At 54.5% G+C, this 26,340-nt stretch carries 33 protein-coding genes and 3 tRNA genes; 18 read left to right on the plus strand and 18 right to left on the minus strand.

Features of this window, described 5'->3' with window-relative positions:
- The 6 genes from F7C38_06370 to F7C38_06395 all read left to right on the plus strand — a co-directional run bounded on the left by F7C38_06370 (position 1) and on the right by F7C38_06395 (position 5,188).
- Positions 1–1,131, plus strand: a complete 1,131-nt coding sequence (locus F7C38_06370; GenBank protein ID MCE4601173.1) for a thiolase family protein — start codon at positions 1–3, stop codon at positions 1,129–1,131.
- 13 nt (positions 1,132–1,144) lie between these two features.
- Complete coding sequence (locus F7C38_06375; protein ID MCE4601174.1) at positions 1,145–1,546, plus strand: Zn-ribbon domain-containing OB-fold protein; 402 nt, start codon at positions 1,145–1,147, stop codon at positions 1,544–1,546.
- The gene (hmgA, locus tag F7C38_06380; GenBank protein ID MCE4601175.1) at positions 1,546–2,793 is read left to right on the plus strand and encodes a hydroxymethylglutaryl-CoA reductase (NADPH); all 1,248 of its coding nucleotides are present in this window, start codon (positions 1,546–1,548) and stop codon (positions 2,791–2,793) included. The genes F7C38_06375 and hmgA overlap by 1 nt, the downstream gene beginning before the upstream one ends.
- Positions 2,780–3,325: an NUDIX hydrolase gene (locus F7C38_06385; protein MCE4601176.1), complete on the plus strand. Its 546-nt coding sequence runs from the start codon at positions 2,780–2,782 to the stop codon at positions 3,323–3,325. The genes hmgA and F7C38_06385 overlap by 14 nt, the downstream gene beginning before the upstream one ends.
- A 73-nt stretch (positions 3,326–3,398) precedes the next feature.
- Positions 3,399–4,235, plus strand: a complete 837-nt coding sequence (locus tag F7C38_06390; GenBank protein ID MCE4601177.1) for a D-aminoacyl-tRNA deacylase — start codon at positions 3,399–3,401, stop codon at positions 4,233–4,235.
- A 62-nt stretch (positions 4,236–4,297) separates the two neighbouring features.
- Complete coding sequence (locus F7C38_06395; protein MCE4601178.1) at positions 4,298–5,188, plus strand: DMT family transporter; 891 nt, start codon at positions 4,298–4,300, stop codon at positions 5,186–5,188.
- Positions 5,189–5,199: 11 nt separating this feature from the next.
- Here F7C38_06395 and F7C38_06400 read toward each other — a convergent pair.
- The 3 genes from F7C38_06400 to F7C38_06410 all read right to left on the minus strand — a co-directional run bounded on the left by F7C38_06400 (position 5,200) and on the right by F7C38_06410 (position 6,880).
- Positions 5,200–5,311, minus strand: a tRNA-Gln gene (locus F7C38_06400).
- An 80-nt stretch (positions 5,312–5,391) separates the two neighbouring features.
- Positions 5,392–5,946 (minus strand): GNAT family N-acetyltransferase, encoded by a 555-nt coding sequence (locus tag F7C38_06405; GenBank protein ID MCE4601179.1) that lies wholly within the window; start codon positions 5,944–5,946, stop codon positions 5,392–5,394.
- Positions 5,936–6,880 carry an amidohydrolase family protein gene (locus F7C38_06410; protein ID MCE4601180.1) on the minus strand — a complete coding sequence of 315 codons (945 nt, stop codon included), beginning with the start codon at positions 6,878–6,880 and terminating at the stop codon, positions 5,936–5,938. The genes F7C38_06405 and F7C38_06410 overlap by 11 nt, the downstream gene beginning before the upstream one ends.
- Before the next feature lie 189 nt (positions 6,881–7,069).
- On the opposite strand from F7C38_06410, the gene acs reads away from it, so the two are divergent.
- The 3 genes from acs (at position 7,070) to F7C38_06425 (ending at position 10,336) form a co-directional block, all read left to right on the plus strand.
- Complete coding sequence (acs, locus tag F7C38_06415) at positions 7,070–9,043, plus strand: acetate--CoA ligase (protein ID MCE4601181.1); 1,974 nt, start codon at positions 7,070–7,072, stop codon at positions 9,041–9,043.
- A gap of 19 nt (positions 9,044–9,062) precedes the next feature.
- Complete coding sequence (locus F7C38_06420) at positions 9,063–9,617, plus strand: acetate uptake transporter (protein MCE4601182.1); 555 nt, start codon at positions 9,063–9,065, stop codon at positions 9,615–9,617.
- Between the two features lie 155 nt (positions 9,618–9,772).
- Entirely contained in the window at positions 9,773–10,336 is a 564-nt protein-coding gene (locus F7C38_06425; GenBank protein MCE4601183.1) for a hypothetical protein, read from the plus strand.
- 11 nt (positions 10,337–10,347) lie between these two features.
- Here F7C38_06425 and F7C38_06430 read toward each other — a convergent pair whose 3' ends face one another.
- The 5 genes from F7C38_06430 to F7C38_06450 form a co-directional block, all read right to left on the minus strand.
- Positions 10,348–10,776, minus strand: coding sequence for a DUF1641 domain-containing protein (locus tag F7C38_06430; protein MCE4601184.1), 429 nt, complete (start codon positions 10,774–10,776; stop codon positions 10,348–10,350).
- Positions 10,777–10,789: 13 nt separating this feature from the next.
- On the minus strand, positions 10,790–11,962 hold the full coding sequence (locus F7C38_06435; GenBank protein MCE4601185.1) for an FAD-dependent oxidoreductase: 1,173 nt from the start codon (positions 11,960–11,962) through the stop codon (positions 10,790–10,792).
- A gap of 178 nt (positions 11,963–12,140) precedes the next feature.
- Positions 12,141–12,254: transfer RNA gene (locus tag F7C38_06440), tRNA-Met, on the minus strand.
- A gap of 46 nt (positions 12,255–12,300) precedes the next feature.
- A complete protein-coding gene (locus F7C38_06445; protein MCE4601186.1) occupies positions 12,301–12,489 on the minus strand; it encodes a ribbon-helix-helix protein, CopG family in 189 nt (62 codons plus the stop codon).
- Positions 12,490–12,642: 153 nt separating this feature from the next.
- On the minus strand, positions 12,643–13,437 hold the full coding sequence (locus tag F7C38_06450; protein ID MCE4601187.1) for a hypothetical protein: 795 nt from the start codon (positions 13,435–13,437) through the stop codon (positions 12,643–12,645).
- Positions 13,438–13,598: 161 nt separating this feature from the next.
- Between F7C38_06450 and F7C38_06455 the strand changes: the two genes are divergently transcribed.
- From F7C38_06455 to F7C38_06465, 3 genes are all read left to right on the plus strand, one after another.
- Positions 13,599–13,862 carry a hypothetical protein gene (locus F7C38_06455; GenBank protein ID MCE4601188.1) on the plus strand — a complete coding sequence of 88 codons (264 nt, stop codon included), beginning with the start codon at positions 13,599–13,601 and terminating at the stop codon, positions 13,860–13,862.
- A gap of 201 nt (positions 13,863–14,063) precedes the next feature.
- Positions 14,064–14,234 carry a hypothetical protein gene (locus F7C38_06460; protein ID MCE4601189.1) on the plus strand — a complete coding sequence of 57 codons (171 nt, stop codon included), beginning with the start codon at positions 14,064–14,066 and terminating at the stop codon, positions 14,232–14,234.
- A complete protein-coding gene (locus tag F7C38_06465; GenBank protein ID MCE4601190.1) occupies positions 14,207–14,914 on the plus strand; it encodes a diphthine--ammonia ligase in 708 nt (235 codons plus the stop codon). Before F7C38_06460 ends, F7C38_06465 begins: the two co-directional genes overlap by 28 nt.
- On the opposite strand, the gene F7C38_06470 is transcribed toward F7C38_06465, so the two are convergent.
- The 5 genes from F7C38_06470 to F7C38_06490 form a co-directional block, all read right to left on the minus strand.
- Positions 14,911–15,645 (minus strand): TatD family hydrolase, encoded by a 735-nt coding sequence (locus F7C38_06470; protein MCE4601191.1) that lies wholly within the window; start codon positions 15,643–15,645, stop codon positions 14,911–14,913. The genes F7C38_06465 and F7C38_06470 overlap by 4 nt on opposite strands.
- Positions 15,623–16,621 carry a flippase-like domain-containing protein gene (locus F7C38_06475; protein ID MCE4601192.1) on the minus strand — a complete coding sequence of 333 codons (999 nt, stop codon included), beginning with the start codon at positions 16,619–16,621 and terminating at the stop codon, positions 15,623–15,625. The genes F7C38_06470 and F7C38_06475 overlap by 23 nt, the downstream gene beginning before the upstream one ends.
- Complete coding sequence (locus tag F7C38_06480) at positions 16,608–17,591, minus strand: pyridoxal-phosphate dependent enzyme (GenBank protein ID MCE4601193.1); 984 nt, start codon at positions 17,589–17,591, stop codon at positions 16,608–16,610. The genes F7C38_06475 and F7C38_06480 overlap by 14 nt, the downstream gene beginning before the upstream one ends.
- A 70-nt stretch (positions 17,592–17,661) precedes the next feature.
- Positions 17,662–18,630 carry a GNAT family N-acetyltransferase gene (locus F7C38_06485; GenBank protein ID MCE4601194.1) on the minus strand — a complete coding sequence of 323 codons (969 nt, stop codon included), beginning with the start codon at positions 18,628–18,630 and terminating at the stop codon, positions 17,662–17,664.
- Between the two features lie 114 nt (positions 18,631–18,744).
- Entirely contained in the window at positions 18,745–19,017 is a 273-nt protein-coding gene (locus F7C38_06490) for a hypothetical protein (GenBank protein MCE4601195.1), read from the minus strand.
- Between the two features lie 148 nt (positions 19,018–19,165).
- On the opposite strand from F7C38_06490, the gene F7C38_06495 reads away from it, so the two are divergent.
- From F7C38_06495 to F7C38_06520, 6 genes are all read left to right on the plus strand, one after another.
- Positions 19,166–21,187 carry an enoyl-CoA hydratase-related protein gene (locus F7C38_06495; protein ID MCE4601196.1) on the plus strand — a complete coding sequence of 674 codons (2,022 nt, stop codon included), beginning with the start codon at positions 19,166–19,168 and terminating at the stop codon, positions 21,185–21,187.
- A gap of 129 nt (positions 21,188–21,316) precedes the next feature.
- On the plus strand, positions 21,317–21,664 hold the full coding sequence (locus tag F7C38_06500; protein ID MCE4601197.1) for a hypothetical protein: 348 nt from the start codon (positions 21,317–21,319) through the stop codon (positions 21,662–21,664).
- Between the two features lie 224 nt (positions 21,665–21,888).
- Positions 21,889–22,116 (plus strand): hypothetical protein, encoded by a 228-nt coding sequence (locus F7C38_06505; protein ID MCE4601198.1) that lies wholly within the window; start codon positions 21,889–21,891, stop codon positions 22,114–22,116.
- Between the two features lie 96 nt (positions 22,117–22,212).
- Complete coding sequence (locus F7C38_06510; protein ID MCE4601199.1) at positions 22,213–22,422, plus strand: hypothetical protein; 210 nt, start codon at positions 22,213–22,215, stop codon at positions 22,420–22,422.
- A 266-nt stretch (positions 22,423–22,688) separates the two neighbouring features.
- A complete protein-coding gene (locus F7C38_06515) occupies positions 22,689–22,925 on the plus strand; it encodes a type II toxin-antitoxin system HicB family antitoxin (GenBank protein MCE4601200.1) in 237 nt (78 codons plus the stop codon).
- On the plus strand, positions 22,891–23,136 hold the full coding sequence (locus tag F7C38_06520) for a type II toxin-antitoxin system HicA family toxin (protein MCE4601201.1): 246 nt from the start codon (positions 22,891–22,893) through the stop codon (positions 23,134–23,136). The genes F7C38_06515 and F7C38_06520 overlap by 35 nt, the downstream gene beginning before the upstream one ends.
- Before the next feature lie 94 nt (positions 23,137–23,230).
- Here the strand turns inward: F7C38_06520 and F7C38_06525 are convergent.
- The 5 genes from F7C38_06525 to F7C38_06545 form a co-directional block, all read right to left on the minus strand.
- Positions 23,231–23,324, minus strand: a tRNA-Thr gene (locus F7C38_06525).
- A gap of 92 nt (positions 23,325–23,416) precedes the next feature.
- The gene (locus F7C38_06530) at positions 23,417–24,232 is read right to left on the minus strand and encodes an SDR family oxidoreductase (GenBank protein ID MCE4601202.1); all 816 of its coding nucleotides are present in this window, start codon (positions 24,230–24,232) and stop codon (positions 23,417–23,419) included.
- Between the two features lie 41 nt (positions 24,233–24,273).
- Positions 24,274–24,723, minus strand: a complete 450-nt coding sequence (locus F7C38_06535; GenBank protein MCE4601203.1) for a hypothetical protein — start codon at positions 24,721–24,723, stop codon at positions 24,274–24,276.
- Positions 24,720–26,159 (minus strand): sodium:solute symporter family protein, encoded by a 1,440-nt coding sequence (locus F7C38_06540; protein MCE4601204.1) that lies wholly within the window; start codon positions 26,157–26,159, stop codon positions 24,720–24,722. The genes F7C38_06535 and F7C38_06540 overlap by 4 nt, the downstream gene beginning before the upstream one ends.
- The gene (locus F7C38_06545; GenBank protein ID MCE4601205.1) at positions 26,156–26,323 is read right to left on the minus strand and encodes a hypothetical protein; all 168 of its coding nucleotides are present in this window, start codon (positions 26,321–26,323) and stop codon (positions 26,156–26,158) included. The genes F7C38_06540 and F7C38_06545 overlap by 4 nt, the downstream gene beginning before the upstream one ends.
- Positions 26,324–26,340 lie beyond the last annotated feature (17 nt).

Raw genomic sequence — 26,340 nt, forward strand, 5'->3', positions numbered from 1 at the left:
ATGGTTTACGTTACTAGCGTCGGGATGACTAGGATTGACAGGCACTTCGAAAAGGGGGTTAGGGATCTGGCCTTCGAGGCCGCTAGGAAGGCTTTGGAGGACGTCGACATAGACTCGATCGACTACCTGATTGTAGCCTCAAGCCTATCATACCAGCAAGCGCCGCAACTGGATCTGGCAGCCTATATCGCGGGCGAGCTTGGGGTTGCAGTGAAGTCAGCGCTCGCAGTAGAGGCTGGGGAGAATAGTGGATTGGCCGCCGTCGAGGTGGCCTACAATCTCCTCCAGGCTCACGCCGCCGAGAGGGTTCTCGTGGTTGGAGTTGATAAGCTAACCGAGTATCCAAGTGGGCCAACGTATAGGATGCTTGAGGCGCTCTACGATACAGAGACTGACGCGGTATACAATATTGGCCATGCAACGCCGCTCGCCCTATTAATGAGAATCTACATGGAGAGGTATGGCGTGCCTAGGGAGACGCTGGCCTACTGGCCCGCCATGATGCACTTGCACGGCAAGGAGAACCCCTATGCCATGCTTAGGTTTGCCATAAAGCCTGAGAAGGTCCCTAGCTCGATGCCCATTGCAGAGCCGATAACACTGCTCGACGCGTATCCATTGGGCGACGGTGCCGCTGCTGTGCTGTTGTCGTGCGAGGACCAGCAAGGAGACCATTTGGCTAGGCTAGCCAACATAGTCTCCGGGGTCGGCGCTCAATCAATAGCGTTGAGGGAAGACCCGCTGAGGATTGAGGCCGTCGAGAAGCTCGTACACGAACTAGATCTAAAGCCGGAAGACTTCGACGTAGTAGAGGTTCACGACAACTTCACCATAATGGGTATACTTCTACTGGAGGCTCTAGGCCTAGCACCTAGGGGGAAGGCGGCTGAACTAGTAAAGCAAGGATACTTCAGCATCAACGGAGAGGGACCCCTGGTCAACCCGAGCGGAGGGCTTAAGTCCCGGGGCAACCCTATCGGCGCCACCGGAGTATACATGATCGCTGAGACAGCGCTCCAACTAGCCGGAGAGTTCCCTGGAGTCACTAGAAGCGGGGCCGAGAAGGGCCTAGTGGTTGGAGTCAACGGCCATGGCTCTTCCGCCCGGATAGGCGTATTGGAGAGAGTCTAGGAGGTGGTGTGTAATGGTCCTGTCTAGGTGGTGGAGGAAGAGGATTCCCCGGTATAGGCTAGAGGGGGCTGTATGCGAGGAGTGTGGCAAGATACACTATCCACCGAGAAACTCTTGCCCCTACTGCGGTTCAGTAAACCTCAAGAGGGTCCCTCTGCCGAGGAGGGGAGTGCTGGAGAGCTACACTGTAGTCTACAGTGTTCCGGGCGATAACAGGCTCCAAGCCCCGGTGATAGTTGGTCTAGTCAAGCTCAACGGCGGTATCCGCATAGTCACTGAGATAACCGACGCGGATCCCGGCGAGCTGAGGACTGGTATGGAGGTTGAAGCCGCTATTAGGAGGATAAGGGAGGACGGCGATAACGGTGTTATACTCTACGGCGTGAAGTTTAGACCTGTCCTGGGGACAGGCTAATGAGCGACGGACTCGACGAGGTAATAGAAAAGCTGGCCAGGGGAGAGATAAGCCTATCCAGGCTAGAGCAAGTGCTCGGTAACCCGAACCTAGCCGCCCTAGCCCGGAGGCTCTTTCTAGAGAGAAAGCTCGGCGTACACCTATCCTCGATAGCAAGCACCATACTAGACTTCTCGGAACTCTACGGTAGGAACATAGAGAACCCTATCGGCGCCGTGCAAGTCCCAGTGGGAGTAGTTGGGCCGTTGCTAGTGAAGGGAGAATACGCGAAGGGAGAATTCTACGTGCCCCTAGCGACCACCGAGGGAGCCCTTGTCGCAAGCGTCTCACGTGGCGTGAAGGCCCTGACAGAGAGTGGAGGCGTGACTGTAAGGGTCATAAGTAACGGAATGACTAGAGCCCCCGTCCTTCGATTCGATAGCGTGCTCGACGCGGTGAGGTTCCTTGAGTGGCTCGACTCGAACTGGGAAAAGCTTAGAGAGGCCGTGAGGGAGACCACTAGGCATGGGAGGCTAACTGGCTACAAGCCATTCCTCGTTGGAAACCTAGTCTGGATCCGCTTCATATACGAGACCGGAGACGCCATGGGCATGAATATGGCTACGATAGCAACCGATAGGATCTGTAAGAGGATCGAGAAGGAATACCCTGGGAAAGCCGAGTGCCTCGCAGTAAGCGGCAACTTGTGCAGCGATAAGAAGCCGGCCATCATAAACAGGCTACTCGGGAGGGGCAAGTACACGATAGCAGAGGCGGTGGTTAAAAAGGACGTGGTAGAGAGCCTGTTAAAGGCGACGGCCAACGAGATACACGTGGTGAACATGACAAAGAATCTTCTGGGGAGCGCCGTGGCGGGTAGCCCGAGCTATAACGCACACGTGGCGAATATTATAGCGGCGATATTCCTAGCCACGGGACAGGATATGGCCCAGGTGGTGGAGTCCAGCCTATCATTTACCTGGACCGAGCCCAGGAGGGGCGACCTCTACATATCCGTCACTCTGCCAAGCCTAGAAGTAGGAACTGTCGGAGGCGGGACACGCCTGCCCACTCAGAGAGAGGCTCTCTCTATAATGGGGGTTGCCGGGGGAGGCGAGCCCCCGGGCGTCAACGCGTTAAAGCTAGCCGAAATCATCGGTGCAACCGTGTTAGCCGGCGAGTTAAACCTACTGGCAGCCCTTGCATCGGACCATTTGGCTAGAGCCCATGAACTGCTTGGCAGGGGTGGAATCCGTGGACAGCCGTGAGAGAGTCGAGTGCCGTGGGAGACGTGTGGTCTTCGTTTCAGACATCGAGACACTGCCCAACGGCAGGGTGTCGAGGGTTGACAGGGTCCTCTTCCCCAGCTCCGTCACAGTGCTACCCCTGGACGAAGAGTCTTGTAGGATAACGCTCCTCCGGCAGTACAGGCCCGCGATAGGAGAGTGGATCCTGGAGGCGCCCGCTGGAGTAATCGATAACGGCGAGCTCCCCGAGGAAGCTGCAAGGAGGGAGCTAGAGGAGGAGGCCGGCCTCAGCCCATCAAAGCTGGTGAAGCTTGGAGAAGGTTATACCAGCCCTGGCTACTCGACCGAGTACATGCATATCTACCTGGCGTTAAACCCGGTAGCAACTCGTTCCAACCCGGAGGAGTACGAGGTCATCAGTGGAGTAGTAGAATATAGCTTGGATGAATCTATATCGAGTATCCTGAAAGGGGAGATACGCGACATCAAGACAATACTCACAATCTACGGGGCATACAGGTATTGCTCCACAAGACAAACCCGGCCCCAATAACACACCCTCTTTCCCCGCATCCTTCTAGGGTTAATACCCCGACCCTCATCCCCTCCCTCACGGTGTATAGCGGGTGAAGCCGAGGCTTGCGATAGCCTACAGTGTGAACGATCCCGCTGGAAAGGGCGCGGCCGAGAAACTACTCCAGCTCTACGAGTGGAGTCCATACGAGTGCAACCACGCAGTAGAATGCTTCAAGCTGTCCAACGGAGTAGTCATGGGCGGATACAGAGAGGAAACCATACACTTCGACTTCATAGACGAGACCCCAGATCCCTCGGCTGACGCCGTGATAATCCTATCCAGGCACAGCGCCGTCAGCGGGAGGCCAAGCCTCACAACACACCATACCGGTAATCCCACAGGGAGAGCCGAGTACGGTGGAGAACCCTATAAGCTGAGTATCGCAGCGCCACCACTGTCACGCGCTCTGCTTAGGGCGTATAGGAGTGAAGCCGAGAAGCTAGGGCTACTAAACGAGTATGAAGTCACGCTGGAAGCCACCCATCACGGACCGACGAAGCCCAGTAAACCACTAGTCTTCATAGAGATTGGATCGACCCCGGATAGGTGGAGGGATGAACGAGCTCGCCTGGCTATGGCTAGAGCCGTGGCCCGTGTAATCGATGGGGAGATAGAGGACTGCGAGCCTGCCGCTGGCTTCGGGGAGCCCCACTACCCCGTGAAGTTCACGCGCATACACTTGGACGGCGACTACTGTATGGGCCATATAATAGCCAAGTATGCCATACCTGATGCGAACGAGGACGTCATAGCCCAGGCGGTGAAAAACAACTGGCCCCGGCCACATGCTACCGCTCTCGTCCAGAAGAAGGCCGCTAGATCAGAGGTTAGGAGGAGGCTGGTGAAGGTACTTGAGGGCCTGGGTGTAGATGTCGTCATAATATAGGTTCTCTTCTACTGTTGGTTGCAACGAGTGTAAATGGGGGGACGGCTCGGGGACTGTTAGGGATGCTCGACGGGGAACCACTAGGCTATGCGTTTGCTCTGCTAGCCGGGTTGTTCTTCGGGCTCAGCGATGCCCTTGTGAGGGCCGCCTCAGTCCGGTTAAAGCCCTTGGAGAACCTGTCGATAAGCCTCCTCGTCGGGACTCCTCTCCTCTGGTTTTTCGCTCTCGCAAAGGGTTCCACGAGCGTTGATTCAACTGCGATGGTCTACTTTATCCTAGCTGGGTTGCTTAACTTCGTAGTGGGTAGACTCCTCTTCTATATAGCAATAACCAGCCTAGGAGCCACGACCGCCTCTATACTAGCGAGCCCTACAGTAATAGTAAGCGCTATACTGGCTTGGTTATTACTGGGGGAAAGTCTAAGCGCTATACAGATGACTGGCATAGTCTTGGTAATGATAGCCGTCTCCTTGGCATCATTTAGGCCCTCTGGAAAGCCATTGCACAATAGCAAGACCACTATCGGCGTAGTAGCCGGGATAGGATCCACTGTGGTCTTCGCTATAACCGCCATATTAGTTAGGAGCGCGGCTGGCTACCTGAACGCCGACCCCTTAACCGGGGTCGCCATATCCTATACCAGTGCCTTACCAGTTGCCCTACTGCTAGAGAGAGGCCCTCTACGTCCGGGCATTATGCCGCGTAGGGAGTTATTGTACATGGTTGCCGCCGGCGTTATCGTGGCGTTAGCCCAGTTATCCCGCTACCAGGCTCTAAACCTGACCTGGGTCGCTAAGGCATCCGTTATAATCTCCTTGTTCCCGCTCTTCACGCTCCTGTTCTCGTATGTGCTCCGTGGCGAGGCTATGGAGGAGCCCAGCGCTGTACACCTCATAGCGGGTGTGATGGCTGTCGCCGGCATATTCCTGACTAACTACTATGGAGGAGCATAGAGTGGTTTTGGTGGTAGCCGGGCGGGGATTCGAACCCCGGTCACGGGGGATCCCCTAACGACCCCCCAGCCAGGGGAGCCGTTATCCAAAGCCCCGCATCCTTGGCCGCTAGACGACCCGGCTATCCATCGATTATTTAATGGGGGTTCCCTGGCCGTTTAAAGAGTTTCCTGGGTTCGCTGTGACTGTTGAGGTAGTCGGGGTCATGGGAGGCGTATATTGTATTTGGATAGAACTTCTGCAATCTTGTCCCTCGCCGCCTCCAGGTCCATTTCGATTAGGTACGAGTCGCCTAGATCATCTATTATCCTCGGGGACAGGTATTTTGTCAGTCGCAGTGCAGGTACGTTGTCCTTGAATACATATGCCCTGAACTTCTTTATACCGTATTGTAGCGCACAGTAGCCAGCTAGGTTTACTAGCAGGCGGCCTAGCCCCATTCCCTGGAAGTCGTCTAGCACCGCTACCGCTGGTTCTCCCACGTCTGGCCAGGTCGTCTTATAGACCTCGCTACACCCTATTATGCTACCCTTGTATTCGATTGCTATGCAGAATAGCGTGTCCTTCCCTCCGAGCATTTTATCGATTATCTCGCCGAAGTCCTTTATCAGCCTGAAGAACCTGTGGTATATCGATTCCTCCGACATCCTCTTCAGGAACTCTTCGACCTTGGGCTTATCGAAGGGCGAGGGTCTACGGGCTATGATGGTGCCTAGCTTGGGGTGTGGCACCTCTATGTGGAGGCTCCTACAGTCCATCGCCGCTACACCTTACACCGAATATCTCCTCTGCGAAGCCGTGGAATGTGGCCTCGATATCCCTGGCCTTGTAGCCTGCTGCCCGGAGAGCCCTTGCTACTTGGAGTGCGAATAGTCTTATGTCGTCGTTGTCTATTACCGGGTAGTCTGAGCCGAATATTAGCTTGTTTGTGGATAGAGTCTTCGCGGCTGAGCCTGCTAGGTGTGGTGGGACCGCTGAGGTGTCGAGGTATACTCTCTCGTATTTGTTGGCTAGGTGCACTGCCTCCTGGGTGAATACCCCTGGGGCTATAGCGCTATAGCCCCCCAGGTGGGCTAGCACTGTTACCACGTCCCTATGCCTGGATAGTATGGAGTCGAGCCTTGAGGGGTCCCCGTATTTACAGTATTTTGGTAGCTCCCATATGCCTGGGTCGCACCCGGTGTGGACTACCACGGGTAATCCCTTGGAGTCTGCGACCTCGAATACTGTCTCGACTGTCTCGTCGTCTAGGAACTTGAAGAAGAGGGTAGATAGTACCTTGAATCCCCGGAAGCCTAGGCTGGCTAGCGCTTCAAGCCGGTCTGCTAGTCTCTCGGGGTCCATTGCTAGATTGGCCGCGGCTAGTATAGCATAGTTCTCTCCGCTTGGCTCGAACTCGCATAGCTCTCCGTAGCTTGCTAGTAGGTTTACGACGTTGAGGTAGAGGGCTTCCGGTGTAAGGGACTCTTTTATATCGCTGGCGTATCTCTCGATGAGGTATTCTATCCTACCGTATTCCTTCTCGATGTGTGTTATGTCGATGTGCTGCAGGATTTCTTTTACAGATGGGACTCCTAGTATGACTGCTCCTCCTATTCCGTGTTCCCTGAGCCTTGATACTAGTTGCCTGGGGGTTAGCTTTGGTTGTATCGGTAGGTGTACGTGAGCGTCTATTATGCACCTGGGCAGCATTGTTGAATCCGCTCTCGTGTAATTTGAGTCTGCTAGGGTTTATATTTCGTCATGATTATTTTATTCTATTTTATTTTTATTAAGGACATTCAAATATTAATATAACATTAATAAACAATATTTTTAGTAAAATATAAATACCTGTTAGGAATACTTAAATATATTGACAGAGTGTCAAGGGTGGGATTCTTGACTCAGGAAACACTACCCTTCGAGGAGAAATACTACCCCAGCAAAGAGGCCTACCTAGACTTCTACAGGAAAAGCGTGGAAGACATAGAGGAATTCTGGGACAAACAAGCCAGGGAACTCCAATGGTACAGGACCTGGGACAAGGTACTGGACCGGTCGAACGCCCCCTTCTACAAGTGGTTTGTCGGAGCGAAAACCAACATCAACCTAAATGCCCTAGACAGGTGGATTGGGACAGACGTGTTCAACAAAGTCGCCTACTACTGGGAGGGCGAGCCCGGCGATACACGGGTCATATCCTATAGAGAACTCTTCTGGGAGGTCAACAGGTTCGCCTGGGCCCTAAGGGAACTCGTCAAGATAAAGGAGAACGACACCGTAACAATATACCTGCCCATGATACCGGAACTCCCCATATCTATGCTAGCAGTGACGAGGCTAGGCGCCATACACAGCGTCGTGTTCTCCGGCTTCAGCCCACAGGCCCTAGCCGATAGGATCATCGACGCGAAGGCCAAGGTCCTGATAACAGTCGACGGCTTCTACAGGAGGGGTAAAGTGATAAACCTCAAGGAGAATGCAGACACGGCGGTCAAGCTCGCAGCCGACCAGGGCGTGGTTGTAGAGAAGACTATAGTGATCAAGAGGGCCGGGATAGACATACCATGGCACGAGCAGAGGGATGTATGGTACCATGATCTAGTAAAAGAGGCTCCTGACAAGGCCTATGTGAAGCCTGTGGAGAGGAATGCGACGGACGTGCTATTCATCCTATACACGAGCGGGACCACCGGGAAGCCTAAGGGCATAATGCACAGTGTAGGCGGCTACCAGGTATACGTGTACAACGTCTTCAAGTGGAACTGGGACCCGCGTCCAGGCGACGTCTTCTGGTGCGCCGCCGACATAGGATGGATAACAGGACACACCTACATAGTCTACGGCCCCCTAATGAACGGGGTAACCCAGGTCATGTACGAGGGAGCACCCAACTACCCGGCACCCGACAGGATATGGGAGCTAGTCGACAAATACGATGTGACAACATTCTACACGAGTCCAACGCTACTAAGACTCCTGAGGAAGTACGGGGACGAGTGGGTCGAGAAGCACGATCTAGGGAGCCTACGGATCCTCGGCACGGTAGGAGAACCGATAAACCCGGAGGTATGGCTATGGTATCACAAGAAGATTGGGAAGGAGAAGGCACCCATCGTAGACACGTGGTGGCAAACCGAGACCGGGGCCGCCATGATATCGCCAGCGCCCGGGATAAGCATCGTGCCCTTGAAGCCAGGAAGCGCCACGTTCCCACTGCCGGGTATTGTGGCGGACGTATACAGGCCCGATGGAAGCCAGGCGTCGCCTGGTGAGAAGGGGCTACTGGTCATCAAAGAGCCGTGGCCGGGAATGCTCATTGGCATATGGGGCGACCCGGACCGGTATGTGAGGACGTACTGGTCGATGTTCAGCAAGCCCGACAAGGGGATATGGATCTACTACCCAGCCGACTATGCTGTACGCGACGAGGAGGGATACTTCTGGCTGCTGGGCAGGGCCGACGAGGTCATGAACGTTGCAGGCCACAGGCTGGGCACCATAGAGCTGGAAGACGCGCTGCTAACTCACCCCGCCGTGAGCGAGGCAGCCGTGGTAGGCGCTCCTGACCCCGTCAAGGGGCAGGTGCCCGTAGCAGCGGTGGTGCTGAGGGAGGGATACACTCCATCGCCAGAGCTTGAAGAGGAGTTGAAGAACGTGGTGAGAAACCTGGTTGGACCCATCGCCGTGCCAGCGAAGATACTCTTCGTGAAGAAGCTACCTAAGACTAGGAGCGGGAAGATAATGAGGAGGATACTGATCGCCCTGCTAGAGGGTAGGCCCGTCGGCGACACTAGCACGCTAGAGGACCCGACGGCTGTAGAGGAGCTGAGGAGAGCGGTAGAGGAGTTCAAGAAGTTGATGAAGGAGTGACGCCCTCAGGGTGGCCTAGATGGCTGGTAATGGAGAGTGGGGTAATCCCGCCGCCCTGGGTCTCGCCGGGTTCGGCTTAACAACTACCGCCTTAAGCCTACACAACTTAGGAGTCATACCGACAGCCAGCTACACCCTGGCGTATGGATTCATGTACGGTGGTCTGGCCCAGGTGATAGCCGGGATCATAGATTTCAGGAGGAACAATGTCTTCGGCGGGACCGCGTTCACCTCCTATGGACTCTTCTGGCTTGGCCTCTCGCTCCTAACGGTCTTGGAGGCAACAGGCATATACCCGGAGGTCTCTCCAGGCGAGTTCGCTACCTGGATGGTCCTGTGGGGTATATTCACGCTATACATGGCTGTGGGGGCCTATGCCCTTAAGGCTAGGGCCGTCACAGTTGTGCTGACGCTACTGACCATACTATTCTTCATACTAGCCGCTGCACAATACTCCGAGACCGTATTGAAGATCGCGGGCGCATGGGGCGTGCTCACGGGCCTATCAGCGGTCTACACTTCAGCTGCGATAATTGTGAATACTACAATGGGCAAGGAGGTCCTGCCCGAGTAGTTCCGAGAAGGCATGAAAGACCCTCTTTTCCCATCTTTTTTTTCTCCGGCCTAATATACTGGTTTACCCTTGTAGCACCCGGGTAATCCCGGCGTTTATCGAAGCCTTACCCCCTAAACACCGAGTCACCTAATAATATACGGCTAGGGATCGAATTGGGCCTAGCGAAGATTATATTCGGGTTCGATAGAGAGGACTTAAGGAAGCTAGAAGAAGAGAACAAGGCCCTTAAAGCAGAGTTGTCTAAGCTCAAGGAAGAGAATACCGTTCTGAAGAGTAAGATTAAAGAATTAGAGGGCCAAATGGCGGGATTGGCCAGCGAGCTGAAGCAGGCCTATAGCATTGCGGCATCCCTGGTTAACGAGATAGATGTTTTGAAGAATAGGGTAGTCAGGCTTGAGGATAGAGAGGAGCAGCGTGAAGCCGAGGATAAGAAAGGCGATTCAGGGCAGACGCATGATCTAGAGGAAACCGTCGAAGTCAATGAGGAGGCCTTGGAATCCTATGAGGGCGATGAGGCGGAAAAGCTAGTGTTAGAGGCGATCTCGAAGGGAATCAACAGTCCGAGCGACATAGTATCCTATACGGGCCTAAGCAAGAGCAGGGTCTATGCCGTGCTGAAGGAGCTGACGGAGGAGGGGGTCCTGGTTAAAAAGAAGGAGGGTAGGCGTGTGCACTATATCATGGCTAGAGCCAGGGCCGCCGAGTCCCCGGCTTAGCGCCACCACTATTATTTCTCCAGGCTCCTGAGACAGGCGCCCAGGTTCTTGGCAATGGCCATCAAATAGCCCAGGCCCTTTTGGACGTCGGGGTCCCTCAGCGCTCCCATGAGCCCGAACATTCCCTTGGGCTCTGCCTTCGCGGGAGTTACTGATGCTAGGGAGTTGAATAGGCAGAATGAGGTGTCTTCTGTGTTCATCTTTAGCCCGGCTATCGTTGACCCGTCGAGCCTCCTCGCTGCTTCTAGCATCGCCCCTATTAGGACTCCGAGCCTCATCAGGCTTGTGTCTGCTTGCATGCCCGACATTGCTCCTTCCGTGTCTGAGAGCATCTCTTTCAGCATGCCTAGTAGACCTGACTTCTTTAGTTCGAGGGCGACTTCAAGCAGGTCTTTTAACGCCTGGACTTCTACCTCGCTGAACTCTAGACCTTCACTCACTACAACTCACCTCCTAGACCCTCAGTTTATCGAGCCACCCCTGGTAAAAGCCCCTCTTGACTAGCTTCATAGCGAAGCTCTCCATTACATTATAGCAGTTTCTCCAGTTGTACATTGTGCCGTCGAAGTCCACTTCGCATACACCCATGAAGCCCTTGTCTCCGCTATAAGCGACGCACGCCACTGGATGTATGTCGTGTGGCTCTCCCACTCCATACTCCTCGTGGAGGAGTATCGTGGCGGCCTTGTATGTTGCGGCGTGTATGAAGACTCCAGCGGTGCCTAGGCCTGTTGGCGGCATTGAGTGTTCTCCGGTCAGGAATATGTCGTCGTATTCGGGGTGCCTGAAGTCTAGTGGCCTTGCTTTTACGAACCTCTTGTCCTGTTCGAAGAGGAACTTGGGGTCCTCCAGCACCTTAGGCGGCCTCGGCGGCGGTACTTTTACGAGGAGGTCATAAGATTCCTCGTAGTTCTTGGTTACAACGACTTTTCTCTCGTCGTCAACCTTCTCTATCCCGTCATGTACCTTCACGGTTATATTGTACCTGTTGAAGTACTTGTGCCATAGCCTAGCAATGTCGGGGCCTAGAGCCCAAGAAATGTCCCTCCCGTCGGGCATCTTCGGGCTCAACACTACTATCTCCGCCTTTATCCCCTTCAAGTGAAGCATATGGCCTAGTACAGTCGCGAATTCGACCGGGTATATTCCACATCTGAAGGGTAGTTCTGGGACTGCTATGACCACTTTGCCTCCCTTGAATTGCCGTAGAGCCTTATTGAACTCGACCGCCGCCTCTGGCTCGTAGTTGTGGTATCCAGCCTTGTCATAGCCGGGTATAGCTTCCCATCCGTTCCTTAGGCCGAGGGTGACGAATAGGTAGTCGTAGTTGAGCTTTGTTCCATCAGCTGTCTCGACGCTCCTGTTGTCGGGGTCTATCTTTACAGCCTCCTTGACCACTACGTTGACGCCGTACTTTTCGAGGCCCTTGATGGGGGCCCTGGTCTTGTCCAGGGGTAGTCCTTCGAGGGCGACGTCCATCCAGAGGGGAGGCATGTAGTGCCATTCATCCTTATTGACTAGGGTCACGTTTATGTCGAGGCCGTGCTTCTTCTTTGCCTCGGCGAAGGTTAGCGCGGCAACTATTCCGCCTGTCCCACCTCCTAGTATTAGGATATCCTTACCCATTCTTGTACACCAGGTGTTTGGCCTCGTCTGTATAAGGGATTGTATCGACTATCTATATGGGTTACCTGGCCCTCGTATATACATTTTCGATGCACTTAAATTATTTTATTACACTGCCTCGACGGGCCCGGTTAGGATAATACTGCAAGGGAGTTGTATGGGGCCTGGGAGTCTTTCGTGGTGCCGCCGCCGGGATTTGAACCCGGGACCTCCGGATCTCCCAGGCCCCTGCGACTCGGCAGGGACGGGACCGTATGAGTCCGGCGCTCTGCCAAGGCTGAGCTACGGCGGCACCCGATGGTTACTGGTCTGGGGGTTAGGGTTTTTGTATGTTGCCGTTAGACGCCTAGCTCTTTAATGGTCTTCTCTAGGGCGTATCTTATTAACTCGCTCCTACTCAGCCCTAGTTTAGCCGCTGCCCTGTCTATTTCTTCTAGCTTTGAGGGTTCTATCTTGAATGTGACTATCCTGAGTTTCTCCCTGTGGACTTCGCCGTACTCTACAACTAGTGGGATGGCCAACGACATCTTCCCTTCACCGGTGTTGTATTTTGCTGTTGGTTAGTGATTAGGAGGAAGAGTAACTAGTACCAGATACCCTGGGGTGACCGGATATAATCTGTAGTCTCTACAAGATGACCTCGGACCCTGATGTAACCAGGATTATGTCCGGGTTACTTCCTATCCCGAGAAGTGTATAGTGACGAGGTTGTAGGTTAGCCTGTACTCCTGGCCCGGGGTAGTTATACTAACGCTCCAAGACCCGACTACCGGTAGCCCCTTCATATCTGTCAGGAACATGGAGTAAGACAGCATCGACCATTTCACCGTGGGGTTCGGCGCGCTGGGATTCAGCACTAGTGTGGCCCCCGAGACCTCCTTACCCATTATGACGAGCTTGCCCATGCCAACCCTCACCTCCATCAAAGACGACACATTACCCGTGCCACGCCTGATTGATGCTAGCATATCCCAGTTGACTTGAAGCCTCTCGCCCAGGAACTTTGGCAGGTATACCGGGGCCACGCCTGGGAATGGGCTGAAGTCGGTCACTGTCAAATTAGCGGGTTCTATATTGAACTTTAGGCTGGTTAGGAAGAAGTCCTCCAACACGACCACGTCGGCCCCCCGGTACTCCTTGACCGTCCCGTTCGAGTACTCTATCCTAGCGTAGGTTAGGCCGCTGCCCGAATAGTTGTAGTAGACCTTGTACTCCAGGCTGTCTCCACTATAGAGCTCGGCTACCCCTGATTTGGCGGTGGGATTGTTCTCTACCTTGACGATGTACTTATTGCCCTGCTGATCCGATACATTGTATTCGATATAGGTTACCTTGCCCAGGACCTCCTCTAGGTTGCCTTCATTGGCCGCCGCCCGGAACGGGGATAGGAACGAGTAGTACACCGCCACGCCGATGACCGCCGATATTATCGTTGCTATAAATGATATTATTATTATTGCCTTGATCTTGTTCAATCCCAGCACACCCTCGCTCCGATAACAAAAGCCGGCCTCCAACCCGCTAAAAAGTCTAGGTGCACAGCCTACACATGCCCGAGGAGGCTACTGGCTGCGTCGAATAGCGTGATGCCTTTATAAGCCCATGCTACACAGTGGCTTCCTGGGTGGGTGCAAGAGTGACGATAGGACTAATCAAGGGGATAAACGCCCACGGCCACATAGGATGGGTGACGGTCAGGTGCAGAGTCTGCGGCCGCTACCTAAGCCTAACAGGCCAACACCCCGGCGCGGCCAGGAGGACCGAGGTAGTATACGCTTGCCCGAAATGCGCTAAAGAGTATGGGGCCTACTTCTGCCACGCCGATGCGAGGAAGTTCAACTACCGCTGCCCCTTCTGCGGGAGACAGCTGGTCGTCGTCACGCCAGTTCAAACAGAGTAGTGGAGGAGGGACCCCCAAATTACCGGGTACATCCTAGAAGAGGATGTCATCGACGATCACTACAGGGTAGTTAAGATCCGGTCTGGGGACTGGGTCCTCTATTCTATAGACGTATACGAGCTCCTGCCTGAGGCCATCGAGTGCGACGACAAGCTGGTTGAGGGACCCGTCACCCTCTGCTATAAGAGGGTAGATGATTGCGTGCTCACAGTCTCTATGGTAGACGATAGGGTAGAGCTCGTGAACATAAGGCTACATGTTAGGGTCGATGAGGATCCAGCGGAGGGCATGCCTTCGAGGGCGCGAGAGTACTGTCTCAGCAGGGTCAAGGGGTTGCTGGAGGAGTGGCTAAGAGGAGGCTCTGCGGGCTAATATCCGGGGGGAAGGATAGCAATTATGCCTTCTACAGAGCCCTCCTAGAGGGGTACGAACCAGCCTGTATACTCGCCTTGCGCCCCAAGAGGAGTGATAGCTGGATGTTCCATGTACCCCACGTCTCGCTGGTCAGGTATCAAGCCATTGCGATGGGCCTGGAAAGCGTCTACAGGGAGTATGAGGTTAGTGGCGTGAAGGAGAGGGAGGTGGAGGAGCTCGCCGAGATCCTTTCCTCCCTGAAGAGGGAGACCGGCTTCGAAGTGGTCTCGGTAGGGGCCATTGCCAGTAGATACCAGTATGAGAGGATGAAGAGGATATCGCTTAAGATTGGCTTCGAGATCTACGCACCCCAGTGGGGCATGGACCCCAGAGCCTATATGAGGCGTCTCGTAGCCGAAGGCTTCAGATTCATCATAACATCCATAACAGTCTACGGCCTCCCACCCAGATACCTGGGGAGAGAACTAGCGCCAGGCGACATCGAGGAGATAATAAGGCTAGCGGAGCGATACGGGTTCAATCCAGCCTTCGAGGGAGGCGAGGCCGAGACCCTAGTTGTGGACGCGCCGCACTATAGGAAGAAGCTACGCGTCCAGGGGCGTCCCATGAGGCTAGGCCCCGACTCGTGGCTCTTCGAAATAGAGCGGGTCTGGCTTGAGGATAAAGGGGGCGCCTAGAAGAGTAGTCTCTGGGAGTTGAGCCGAGCCACCTCTTCTACCTTCCCTATCGGGACCCCCTTTAGCTCGGCTACAAGCTTTATAGAGCCGGGTATCATCCTGGGGGTGAGCCTTAGCCCTCTATAGTTGTAGGGGCCGTCGCTCTCGAAGACCATGGCTTCTAGTGGGGCCTGGAAGGCTACCCGGCGGTGTTTCTCCTGGATCCTTACCGCCGGGTTTATCGATATGTAGTAGCCGTTCCCTGCTATGACCGGTATAAGGTCTAGGGGGCCGGTGTACCAGTGGAACATTGCCCTGGCAACGCCGAGGTCCACTATTATCTTCAGGGCGTCTCGCCAGGCGTTTGGGGAGTGTATTGTCATGTAGGAGTCTGTCTCCCGGGCTAGGCCGGCGAACGTCTTAAAAACCTCTACCTGGGCGTTCCACGTCTCTGCTGGCACGAATTTCTTGTCAAGCCCAACCTCGCCAATACACTCCAGGTCCAGCCTGTAGAAGGCCCTGGCCACCTCGTAGGCCTCCTGGAGGCTTCCGCCTCCCCGGAAGTTCCAGGGGTGGTAGCCTGCGCATGCTATCACGTTCCCGAAGCTCTTAGCCAGCTCTACTGTAGCGGTCAGGCTTTCTAGGTCGTCGCTCACCGCGACCAGGACAGTGTCGTTGGCTTCTAGGGCTTCTTCAGGGTCCTCGAACTCGTGGAGGTGTATGTGCATGTCATAGTACCTGGCTGGCTTCACAGGTCTTCACCTCCGTCTCCAATAGAGACCTAGCGTATTCCCTGACCCTGCCGAGTAGGAGTAGTATGAGGAGGCCCGGTATAAGGCTGAACACCACATACGTTATACGCCACCATACGAGTAACGCCGGGTCTAGCACCCCGGTCAGCCCGTACTCGAAGAACAACGCGCCGCCGGGAGTGGGACTCATGACCATGACATTCGATATCTCAAGGGCTAGAAAGCTCTTCCACACGGACTCCAGCATGCTCCAGCCAGGCTCTATGGTCGCCGAGTGCGAGAGGACTAGTATGGAGTAGGTCTCCACGATATGGGCGGCCAGGGTGAGTGTGAGCCCTATCGTGAACACGAGCCTGTTCCTCAGTATCGATGACATGCTTTTGAGGAACTTGTCCCGCTGCCTTAGCAGGTAGCATGCGTAGTCGGTCTTGACCCTTCTATTGACGAATTTAACGAACCTATCGGTCCGAACCCAGCCGATCCCGCCAAGCCAGAGGCTGGCCAAGAACAACGATGTCAGGAACGCCAGCCAGGTTGCCGGTAGGAGGGGTATTGTCAGTATCAGTGTTACAGCTATTGGGAGGAAGGTGTCGAAGAGGCTCTCGATAGTTGTTATACCGAAGGCTGATCCCGGCTCCATGTTGGAGGCCGCCGCGATCACCGCGGCCCTGGCGGGCGTGGCCCCGGAGTACGCTGGCGTGAGCACGCCGAAGAACCTGCCGACTAGCCTGGCTGTCAGGGCCCAGTGGAGGGGGACCCTCAATCCATAGCTCCTGGCGAAGAGTGTGAGGCGCACCGCCTTAACCAGCTCGGCTAGGAAGAGGAAGAGCATGGCCACCACGACGGACGAGTCCATCTCCAGTACCAGGTGTAGGAGCCTTGAGGGACCCCCGGTTAGGTGGATGAGGCTAAGCCCGGACAGCGTGAAGAGCACGACGGCCCCAGCGATCAGCGTCCTCTGGCTACCCGACCTCAACCTCCTCAGCCATCTTATCGTGGTACTTTAACCCGCTGCCTGTGAGGATCAAGATAGAGTTGTGAGCATCTAAAGCGTCGGCCGCCGCATATACAGAGGCGCTGGAGGGCTCCACTATTAAACCCCTCAAAGCCAATCGACGCCAAGCAACACGGACGTACTCGTCCCCCACTATGACAACCCCCTCCGTGGCCGCCTCCACCATATCCCTCAGCCGGGGAGGGTCCCTCAAGACCAGTGCATCCAGCAGGGAGCCCTGGGAGCCGAGCCTCTCCAACACCCTAACCCTCCCATCTAGGCTGGCGGCCAGGGGAGACTGGACGGCTACTATCCTAGGCTCTATCCCTGCTTCGATCAAGCCCCTGTAGATGCCTACAATAAGGGACCCGCTGCTAGCGGGGGCGAAGACTAGCCTATCCCGGGCGGCCTCCCCCAGCTCTCTGCCTAGAGTCTTTATACCCTCCAGGAATACTGGGCTGGTCGAGTGGGCTACATAGAAGCACCTCTCGGCGTCTCTCCTCGCGGCCTCCGATGCCTCCTCCCTGGTAGGGTGTATGGCGACTTCTGCTCCCATGAATCGTAGGAGCGCTAGCTTCCCCGGAGATATGGTTAGAGGCACGTGTACCCTGGCCTTCATACCATACCAGCCAGCGTAGGCTACGGTGGAGATCGCGGTGTTGCCGCTTGAATCCTCGACTACGCACTTATAGTCTAGAGTATGGGCTAGGTGAATGGAGTATGCCGTGCCCCTGTCTTTGAAGCTCCCAGTAGGGTTGAGATACTCTAGCTTGTAGAGGGTCCCTCTACTGTCTTCTACTAGAGGCGTGTCTCCCTCTCCCAATACAGGCCTTCTAGGTACTGGGAGGGTCCCTCTAGCCTCCAGGGGGCCGCCGCACCTGGGGCAGAAGGGGTGGTACTCCTCGCTCCCACCGGTCCATCCGCAACGGGGGCAGTAGAGTCTCCAGGCCAAGACTTACCTTCCCGTCTACCATGCAATTGTACTGGACTGGTAAAATAACCCGGGTAACTGGCTGTTTGGTTTAAAGGGATAGGAGGGCCGTCACGGGTACGTGGGCTTTGAGGTTTCTGAGGACTGGTGTGAAGCCTAGCTTCTCGTAGAGGGGTTGTGCCTTGGGCACGCTGTCTAGGACGAGAGTGTCTATTCCCATGTGCTCTAAGACCGCTTTGGCCCTGGATAAGAGGTAGCTTCCAATCCCCCTGCCCTGGTATTTCCTGCGTGTGGCTAGCAGGGATACATAGCCGACCCTCCTGCCACCCGATACTTCGTAGTGGTTTATCTCCGCTAGCCCTGCTATCCCCTCTTCTCCCAGGAGGGTGATTATGAAGTATTCGCCGGGGTGCTCGGTGAACATGAGTTTATAGTAGTTCCATGCGTTGGCTAGCTCCCAGTCCCCCGAGCCCGGGTATATAGAGAAGGCATCGTTTACAGCGCCTCTAATCTCGTCTACGAGGTTTATGTCGGGGAGGTTTAGGATAACCTCCTCTCTGAAGCCCGGGGGCGGCGTTGACTTGAGGGACCCCCTGAACTCCATTAGCGATCCCGAGTGCGCGTAGAGGGCTCTCCCACCCAGTATGTTCTCTACGGCGAGGTGGATTCTTGAGTATTCCCTCCCGATGTATATGGTGGCTGGGTCGATAGCCTTATCGTAGTAGGCCAGGGTCTCTCCTATCCAGTGGAGGAGTAGCCTTAGAGCCTCGGTATAGAGCGGCTCCGGGGTCTCCGGGTCTATAGTTACTCGGCCTCCTCCTGGCTCGTAGTCGTCCATCGCCCATGCCATTGCATAGCCCACGACCTCTCCCGTGCTTGTCTCGGCTATCGCCGTCTCTAGGGGGTCATACTCTGGGTCGCTCTTGAGCCACGATTCTATTTCCTCTGGTGTTGGCCTGGGATAGTAGTTTATATAGTTGTTTTCCTCATATACTTTGGATAGTATTATTGAGGCCTCGTTCACGTAGTCGAGTAGGTTATGGGATAGTCTAAGCGACATGGAGGGACCCTCCGAGGGAGTACAGGTTTCCCAGGGCGGGCTGGGAGGCCTGGTATACTAGGGGTTGTATAGAGTTTAAGGTTGGTGTCTAGGAGCGTCTTGGCGGGGAAACCGTTACTCTTCCTGCTCTACCTTTCTATGCTGTGCCTCTAGCACGTTGAATACGACTTGTGCAAGGTGTTCTGGCTTAGTGTAGAATTTGTCGTATAGGTATTTCTGGCCTTGGAAGCTTATCTCGATATTGTCCCCCGTGTCCCTGATCGTCATGTACACCTGTCCTCCCTTCATTAGGCTGAACGACGACTTGCCGCGTGGCAGTATCTTCAGCCCGTACTTTGAGGCTTCTTCCCTGACTAGCTTCTTCACCTCGTCTATGTACTCGCTCATACATTACACCCGAATAGGTCCGGCGGCTTCTCGGGTTTTAAATATATCCCCCTACTTGGGCTTACAAAGACACCGGCCTCGTAGGAATATTATCCAAGGTATGCAACTGTATTTACGCGAGGCATAGGAGAAGGGGTGAGTTCTACAAATGGTAAAGGTGGACGAGATAAAGACTATAACCGTGGTTGGAGCCGGGACTATGGGCCATGGGATCGCCGAAGTAGCGGCCATGGCAGGGTACAAGGTCTACCTGGCCGATATAAAGAAGGAGATACTCGACAACGCCCTGGAGAAGATCAAGTGGAGCCTAACGAAGCTGGCCGAGAAGGGAGTGCTCCGGGACAGCGTCGACACAGTCATGGCCCGTATAACCCCTATCGTAAACCTGGACGAGCAGGGCAACTATACCGAGGAGTTCGCCAAAGCCCTAGAGGAGACCGACTTCATGATAGAGGCCATAATAGAACGGCTAGACCTAAAACAGAAACTCTTCGCCTTCGCCGACGAGCACGCGCCGGAACACGCCATACTAGCCACCAACACCAGCAGCCTGCCTATAACGGAGATAGCATCTGCGACCAAGAGGCCCGAGAAGGTAGTCGGCATGCACTTCTTCAACCCACCACCGCTAATGCCGCTAGTCGAGATAATCAGAGGAGAGAAGACTAGCGACGAGACCGTCGAGGTCACTGTAGCGCTCTCGAAGAAATTCGGGAAACAGCCAGTTATAGTCAAGAAGGACGTCCCAGGCTTCATAGTGAACAGGATACTGGGCAGGTTCCTGAACACCGGCTGCCACCTAGTAGCCAAGGGCAAGGCGACCATAGAGGAGGTAGACGCTACCGTAAAGTACGTGCTGGGCCTCCCAATGGGCATATTCGAGCTGAGCGACTACTCGGGCATAGACGTCTTCTACTACGTGTTCCAGGCAATGAAGGAGAGGGGCTTCAAGACAACCCCCTGTCCGCTCTACGAGGAGAAGTTCAAGAAGAACGAGCTAGGCATGAAGACAGGCAAGGGCTTCTACCAGTACCCAGCCCCAGGCAAGTACGCCAGGCCAAACATACCAAAGGACCTAGCCGGCAAGGTCGACCCAGTGCTCCTAGTGGCACCCGCCGTTAACGAGGCCGCATGGCTCCTCAGGAACGATGTGGCCAGCAAGGAGGACATCGATAAGGCCGTCAAGCTAGGGCTCGGATGGCCCAAGGGAGTACTAGAGTACGCGGACGAGTTCGGGATAGACGCCATAGTAGAGGCCCTGAAGAAGCTGAAGGAGGACCTAGGCCTCGAAGAGATGGAGCCAGACCCACTCCTACTAGAGATGGTAGAGAAGGGAGAGCTCGGCAGGAAGACGGGTAAGGGCTTCTACGAGTATGGAGAGATCGAGGAGATCAAGAAGAAGACCATCATAATAAGGAAGGAGAAGCCTATAGCATGGATAGTCCTCAACAGGCCCAGGAAATACAACGCGCTAAGCCCAGAGCTACTAAAGGAGCTGGGAGAATCCCTCGACGAGCTGGAAGAGGACCCGGACGTGAGGGTAGTCATACTCAAGGGCGAGGGCAGGGCCTTCAGCGCTGGAGCCGACGTAACAGCCTTCGCCGGGGTGACGCCGATAGACGTGGCCAAGTTCTCCAGGAGGTTCCAGGAACTGACCCTCAAGATGCAGTTCTACACCAAGCCGATAATCGTAGCCATACACGGCTACGCCCTCGGGGGAGGCCTTGAGATAGCCATGAGCGGCGACATAAGGATCGCTAGCGAGGACGCCATGCTGGGCCAGCCAGAGATAAACCTCGGCTTCATACCGGGCGCGGGAGGCACCCAGAGACTGCCCAGGCTCGTGGGTAGAGGAAAGGCCAAGGAACTCATATTCACAGGAGACATGATACCCGCCTCCGAAGCCTACAGGATAGGGTTAGTCGACAAGGTGGTACCACCGGAGAGACTAGACCAGGAGGCTAGGGCGCTCGCATTGAAGCTCGCCGAGAAGCCGCCGCTAGCCCTGATGGCGGCCAAGTACGCTGTAGAATACGGGCTAGAGTCCAACATATGGGCGGGCCTAAGCCTCGAAGCACACCTATTCGCCCTACTCTTCAGCACCGAGGACGTTATCGAGGGCGTAACGGCATTCCTGGAGAAGAGGAAGCCCAAGTTCAAAGGCAGATAGCCCCGGGGGCAACACCCTCTCCTTTTTATCCAGTCGTATCTTCTCCAGCACACCCCTCTAACGCGTTCGAGACTCTCATAACCATTATTAAATACGGAGAGACACATAAGAGTATACAGGGGCCCCTATATGGCGAGCGAACTCCTCCAGCCACCACCAGAACCACTAGACATAAAGAAGGCACTACGAATCCTACTGGAGAGCCAGGGCAAGGCAAAATACATAGTATTCGCGGGGAACCAGCTCCCGAAATACCTCTGGGACCACTGGTCAGAGGAACTCCACAGGCTAGGGCTGAAATGGCAAGACCTACTACAAGCGCTATCAAGGAACACCGACAAGGCACTAGCCTGGATAGCGGGAGAAGCCTCCTGGAAAGAACTAGTCCATACCATAACCAGAGACCTCCTAGCAAGATCAGAGGAAAGAGAAGAGAAGAAGAGAGGACCAACGCGCACACTAGTAGACTACCTCTAGGAAACCCAAGTAAAATCCACGAGAATAACTATAATCCCTCTCAACCGCTAAAGCAACATTGAAGGATCTACTAGACAACCAGGACTGGCTAGACCTTCTGTAATTATATCTATAATTATATACTGATACTGATTATATACTGTAGTAGTGGCTTGTTTTGCGTGTGCTAGTGTCTTTAAGGTTTGAGCGGGAATCTACTAGTTAGAGTGGTGATTACGGTTTGGGTGGTTAAGCCGAGAACTATTACGGTTAAGCTACCTCCTTGGATCTCGGAGGAGGAGGCCTGGAGAGTTGTAGAAGAGATAGTAGCGAGGCTATGGGGTCGAGTGAGCATCGAGGAGGTTCGATCGAAACTCGGCGTGAGAAGGGAGCAACTCTTAGAGGACATAGAGGAGGCAGGAGAACATGATATAGAGGAGCTGCGTAAACGCGTGAGGGAACGACTGCCTTGACGGTACTAGACACCAGCGTTGTAATAGATAGGGTCCGCGAGAGAGTCCATAACCGAGGATATAACGATTGTAACCCTTGTAGAGTATCCCCGGATAGTGTACTATAAGCGCTTCCAGGGCAACGTTATATTCCCCGTGGAGCAAGACTATCTTACAGTCCATAAGCTCCAACTGCAACTACTAAGGAGAGGACAGCCACAAGCATTCGCCGGCCTACTAATTGCCTCCATAGCACTAAACAGGAGAGAAAAGCTGATAATGAAAGACAAAGACTTCGAAATAATAGCTAAGGTAGCCCCGAACTAGGCTATGAGTTCGAGTTAGAATTAAAACCGGCTAGAGAAGTGCAGATGTTTAGGCGTAAAGGTTGCTTACAGAAGAATACAAAATATACAGCGCAACACACAATTATACCGGCGGGATTCGAACCCGCGACCACTGGCTTACAAGATCGAAGATGTGGATACCAACGCTACATGCTACAGAAAGCCATATGAGACCTGAAAGGTTCACAAACTACCACGGATTTTATCCTGGAACTGTATTATAGGTTTGAGGGGTGTTCTTCTGGGATGCGTGTTAGGGTTATTGTCTGGCGTGAGGAGGACACGTATGTGGCTAGAGAGATTGCTACAGGGGTTACTAGCCAGGGTAGAACTGTCGAGGAGGCCGTCGAGAATCTCCGAGAAGCACTAGAGCTATACCTGGAGGAGGCTCCTGAGGCGTTAGAGAAGCTGGAGCAACTCGATCGAGGCATTGTGGGTGTGCTGGAGGTTGAAGCAAAGGCTCCCAAGACTGTCAGGGCGTGAAGTCGTAGAGCTGCTCGTCAGGAAACTCGGGTTCGCTGTGAGGAGACAACGTGGGAGTCACGTAGTCCTAGCCAAGTACACTGGTGATAGGAAGATCGTAACTGTCGTGCCACTCCACCCAGAGCTAAAGCCTGGTACTCTTCTTGGAGTGCTTGAACTGGCAGGAATAGATAGGGAAGAATTCCTGAAAGTATACGAGGAGGACTGTTAGAATGGACCTTGCTGATCGATCGCTATATAGAGTTACTGTTATCGACGCCTTAAGCAAATACATTCTATACAATCGTAAGACAGCGGGGGAATTGTGGAGCCGCCGGCGGGATTCGAACCCGCGACCACTGGCTTACAAGGCCAGCGCTTTAGGCCCCGCACAGGGTCTGCCTGCTGAGCTACGGCGGCCTCCCGGGTTTTGTCTAATTGAGTGGGAGAGGATTTTAGGGTTTATGGGTTCCCGGCCTTTGGTCGACCGGGGATTTGCCTGTTTTTGGCCTCTAGGTTCTTCTGCCAGCGTTTATCGAGAGTATGTGGCCTGTGATGCCTCGTGATTCTACCGGGTCTAGTAGGAAGTGTATCGCGCGGGCCACGTCTTCTGGCTGGAGTATGATTTTGAGGGGGTGTAGGTTCCGTATCTTCTCCCTGCTCTGCGGGTCTTCGAGGAACCTCCGTGTCATGTCTGTCTCCACGAAGCTCGGCGCTACGGCGTTGACTCGTATGCCTTGTTCTGCTAGCTCTATTGCTAGCCTCTTGGTCAAGCCTATTAGTCCTGCCTTGCTCGCGGAGTACGCGGCTCCCGCTACGACGTTACCGGTCTCTCCGGCTATGCTCGATATTAGTACTATTGAGGCCCATGACGCCTTCCGGAGGGCTGGGAGCGTGTATTTTATCGTGTAGAATGCCCCGTATAGGTTTACTCGTAGTACTTTGTCCCATTCTTCTATGGTGAGGTCTTCGATGCTCCCGGCCTGTAGTATACCAGCGGAGTATACTATTCCGTTGAGGTAGGGGTAGTCCTCTTGAACGCTAAAGGCTAGTTTCTTAACCTCTTCGTGGCTTGCCACGTCTACCTTGTATAGCTTGTGGCGTCCCGAAGGGTTTCGCTTCTCGACCTCTCTCAAAACCGCTAGGGCTTTTTCACGGGACTTATTGTAAGTGATGGCTAGGTTGTATCCCTTCTCCGCTAGGAGGATCGCTGTCGCCGCGCCTATGCCTCGGGAGCCTCCTACGACTAACACGTAGGAGTTTCCCGGTTGCAGCTCCCGTGGAACACTAGTCCCATGAGCTAGCAGGGGACCCCTCTCTCCAGGCATGCCTCCTCTACCCTCCGGGGCCCTATGGCGTGTTTTCTAGTCTAGACCTCGATTATCTCTACCATGGCTACTAGTTGTTTGAGCAGGCTTTTTGCATTTGCCAGGCCAGCCATGTCTAGTAGGATAAGTTCCTCCTCTCCAGGCTCTTCTCTCTCGAAGGCGAAGAGTAAGGGGAAGGCCCATGGCGGCGTGTATACACTGGTTACTCCGTGTTTCCTAGCTAGTTCCTGTAGACGCTCCCTCCCAGTGTATTTGATCAGCGATAGTGGACCCGCTGTGACCGCCACGCCGTGGTCGTCTAGGTAGCCCAGTCTATCTATTATTACGTGGGGCTCCCACCTGTAGGCTGAGCCCGATACGACTAGTGCCAGGGCTATTAGGTATTGATCCCTCACCCTCTGGTATGGCCCGGCTATCTTCTTGGTCTTCACTATGGTGGCTCTCTCAGGTATAAAGAACCTTATCCCCTCTGTATCCTGTTTCGCGTTCAAGCACTCACCTCTCCCTCTATGCTGGGTATTGTTAGGATCGTCGAGACTATGAGTATCCAGCCTGCTATGGGTACGCCTAGTGGGTGTGAGGCGAAAGCCTTCAAGGGGCTCCCCTCGATAACCGTTACCAGGGCTACTATGACCGGGCCCGATAGTATTGCTAGGATCGGCCATATACTACTCTTTTTCACGCTGAGGAGCCAGCCTGCTAGCGTCGGCGGTGCCAGGCTTAGGAGTATGAGGCTGGAGAGCACGCTCAGCTGGACTATATAGCTGACCCTGGACAACGCGACTACAGCCATAAGCACCCCCACCACTACTATGGAGGCGAGGGCTATTCTCTTCCTCCTGGTCTCGTCTCCCCTTGCCAGGTCCACTGCTACAACGCTGGATAGCGTTAGGAGTATGCTATCGGCCGTAGACGCGCTAGCAGCTATAATGCTCGTGAACACGATTCCAGCCAGGACAGGGCTCATGATGCTTAGTAGGAGTGGTGTCACCTGGTCCTTGCCCTTCGGGTTAATAGAAAGGTATCCGGCCTCGACTCCAGCCCTTGCGTAGAGTCCTATCAGGGTCACTATTATTGTGTAGATTAGGCCGAAGAGGCCGAACCACCTGATCATTTTCCCCAGGCTCTCCTCGTCTCTCGGCATATAGAGCCTCTGGACTACCTGGGGGTTTGTTACCGCGAAGAATATCCAGGGGAGTGTGAATGCCAGGTAGGTGTTCAGGGTCCAGAACCCGCCTAGCCTATCCAGCCCCTTCTCGCCTAGAACCGTCCACGCGCTCCCGAGGTCTCCCGCGTTGGAAGTCCACAACCAGACTACATAGCCTAGCAGTAGGAGCGCTGACAGTATCATCCAGAGGCCTTGGAGGGCGTCTGTGAGCGCTACACTCCATATTCCGGCGATCGAGCTCCAGGCTATTATGATTAGAAGGCCAACTACCACGCCCAACGCATAGTAGCCGCCTGCCAGGCCCGCGATCGCTTCTCCTATACTCTTCAACTGGCTCGCGGCGTATGGTATCAGAGCTATCAGGTAGATTATACCGACAATGACCGCTATCCTCCTGTCGCCAAACAGGTCGGCGAGCATCTGGCTAGGCGTGATCCACTTCCTCTCACGGGACCTCCTGTATACCCTGCGGGAGAGTAGGGTGAGTAAGCCCAGCGTGGCCACGAAGTAGGATAGCTCGAATCCCAGTGCTCCTATGCCTGTGGAATATGCGAATCCAACTAGGCCTACGATCATGAAGCCGCTATAGGTTGTAGCGGCGTAAGTCATAGCTGATAGGAATCCGCCTAGCCTCCCCCGTGACGTGAAGAAGTCTTCTAGGCCCCCTGAGAGCTTTTTCCTGCTTAGGTATGCTAGTAGCGTGCCTAGTATTAGGTAGATCGCCAGGATTGAGATCGAGACTGCTAGTCCCGTGTTCATTTCTTGCCCCACCTCCACGTATGGTACCAGGTGGCTAGTAGCGTTGCTAGCGCCGTGAGAGACCAGTAGGTGTAGAGGATGGAGCCTTGTAGCTTGTCTGGCATGGCGAGGGGTAGATACATTAGGAGGAGTAGTGCCGTGTATACTATCGCCTCTAGCTTCATCCCCGCCACCCATAAGG

Source organism: Candidatus Thermodiscus eudorianus (genome assembly GCA_015521085.1).
In the GTDB taxonomy this organism is placed as follows: domain Archaea; phylum Thermoproteota; class Thermoprotei_A; order Sulfolobales; family Acidilobaceae; genus Thermodiscus; species Thermodiscus eudorianus.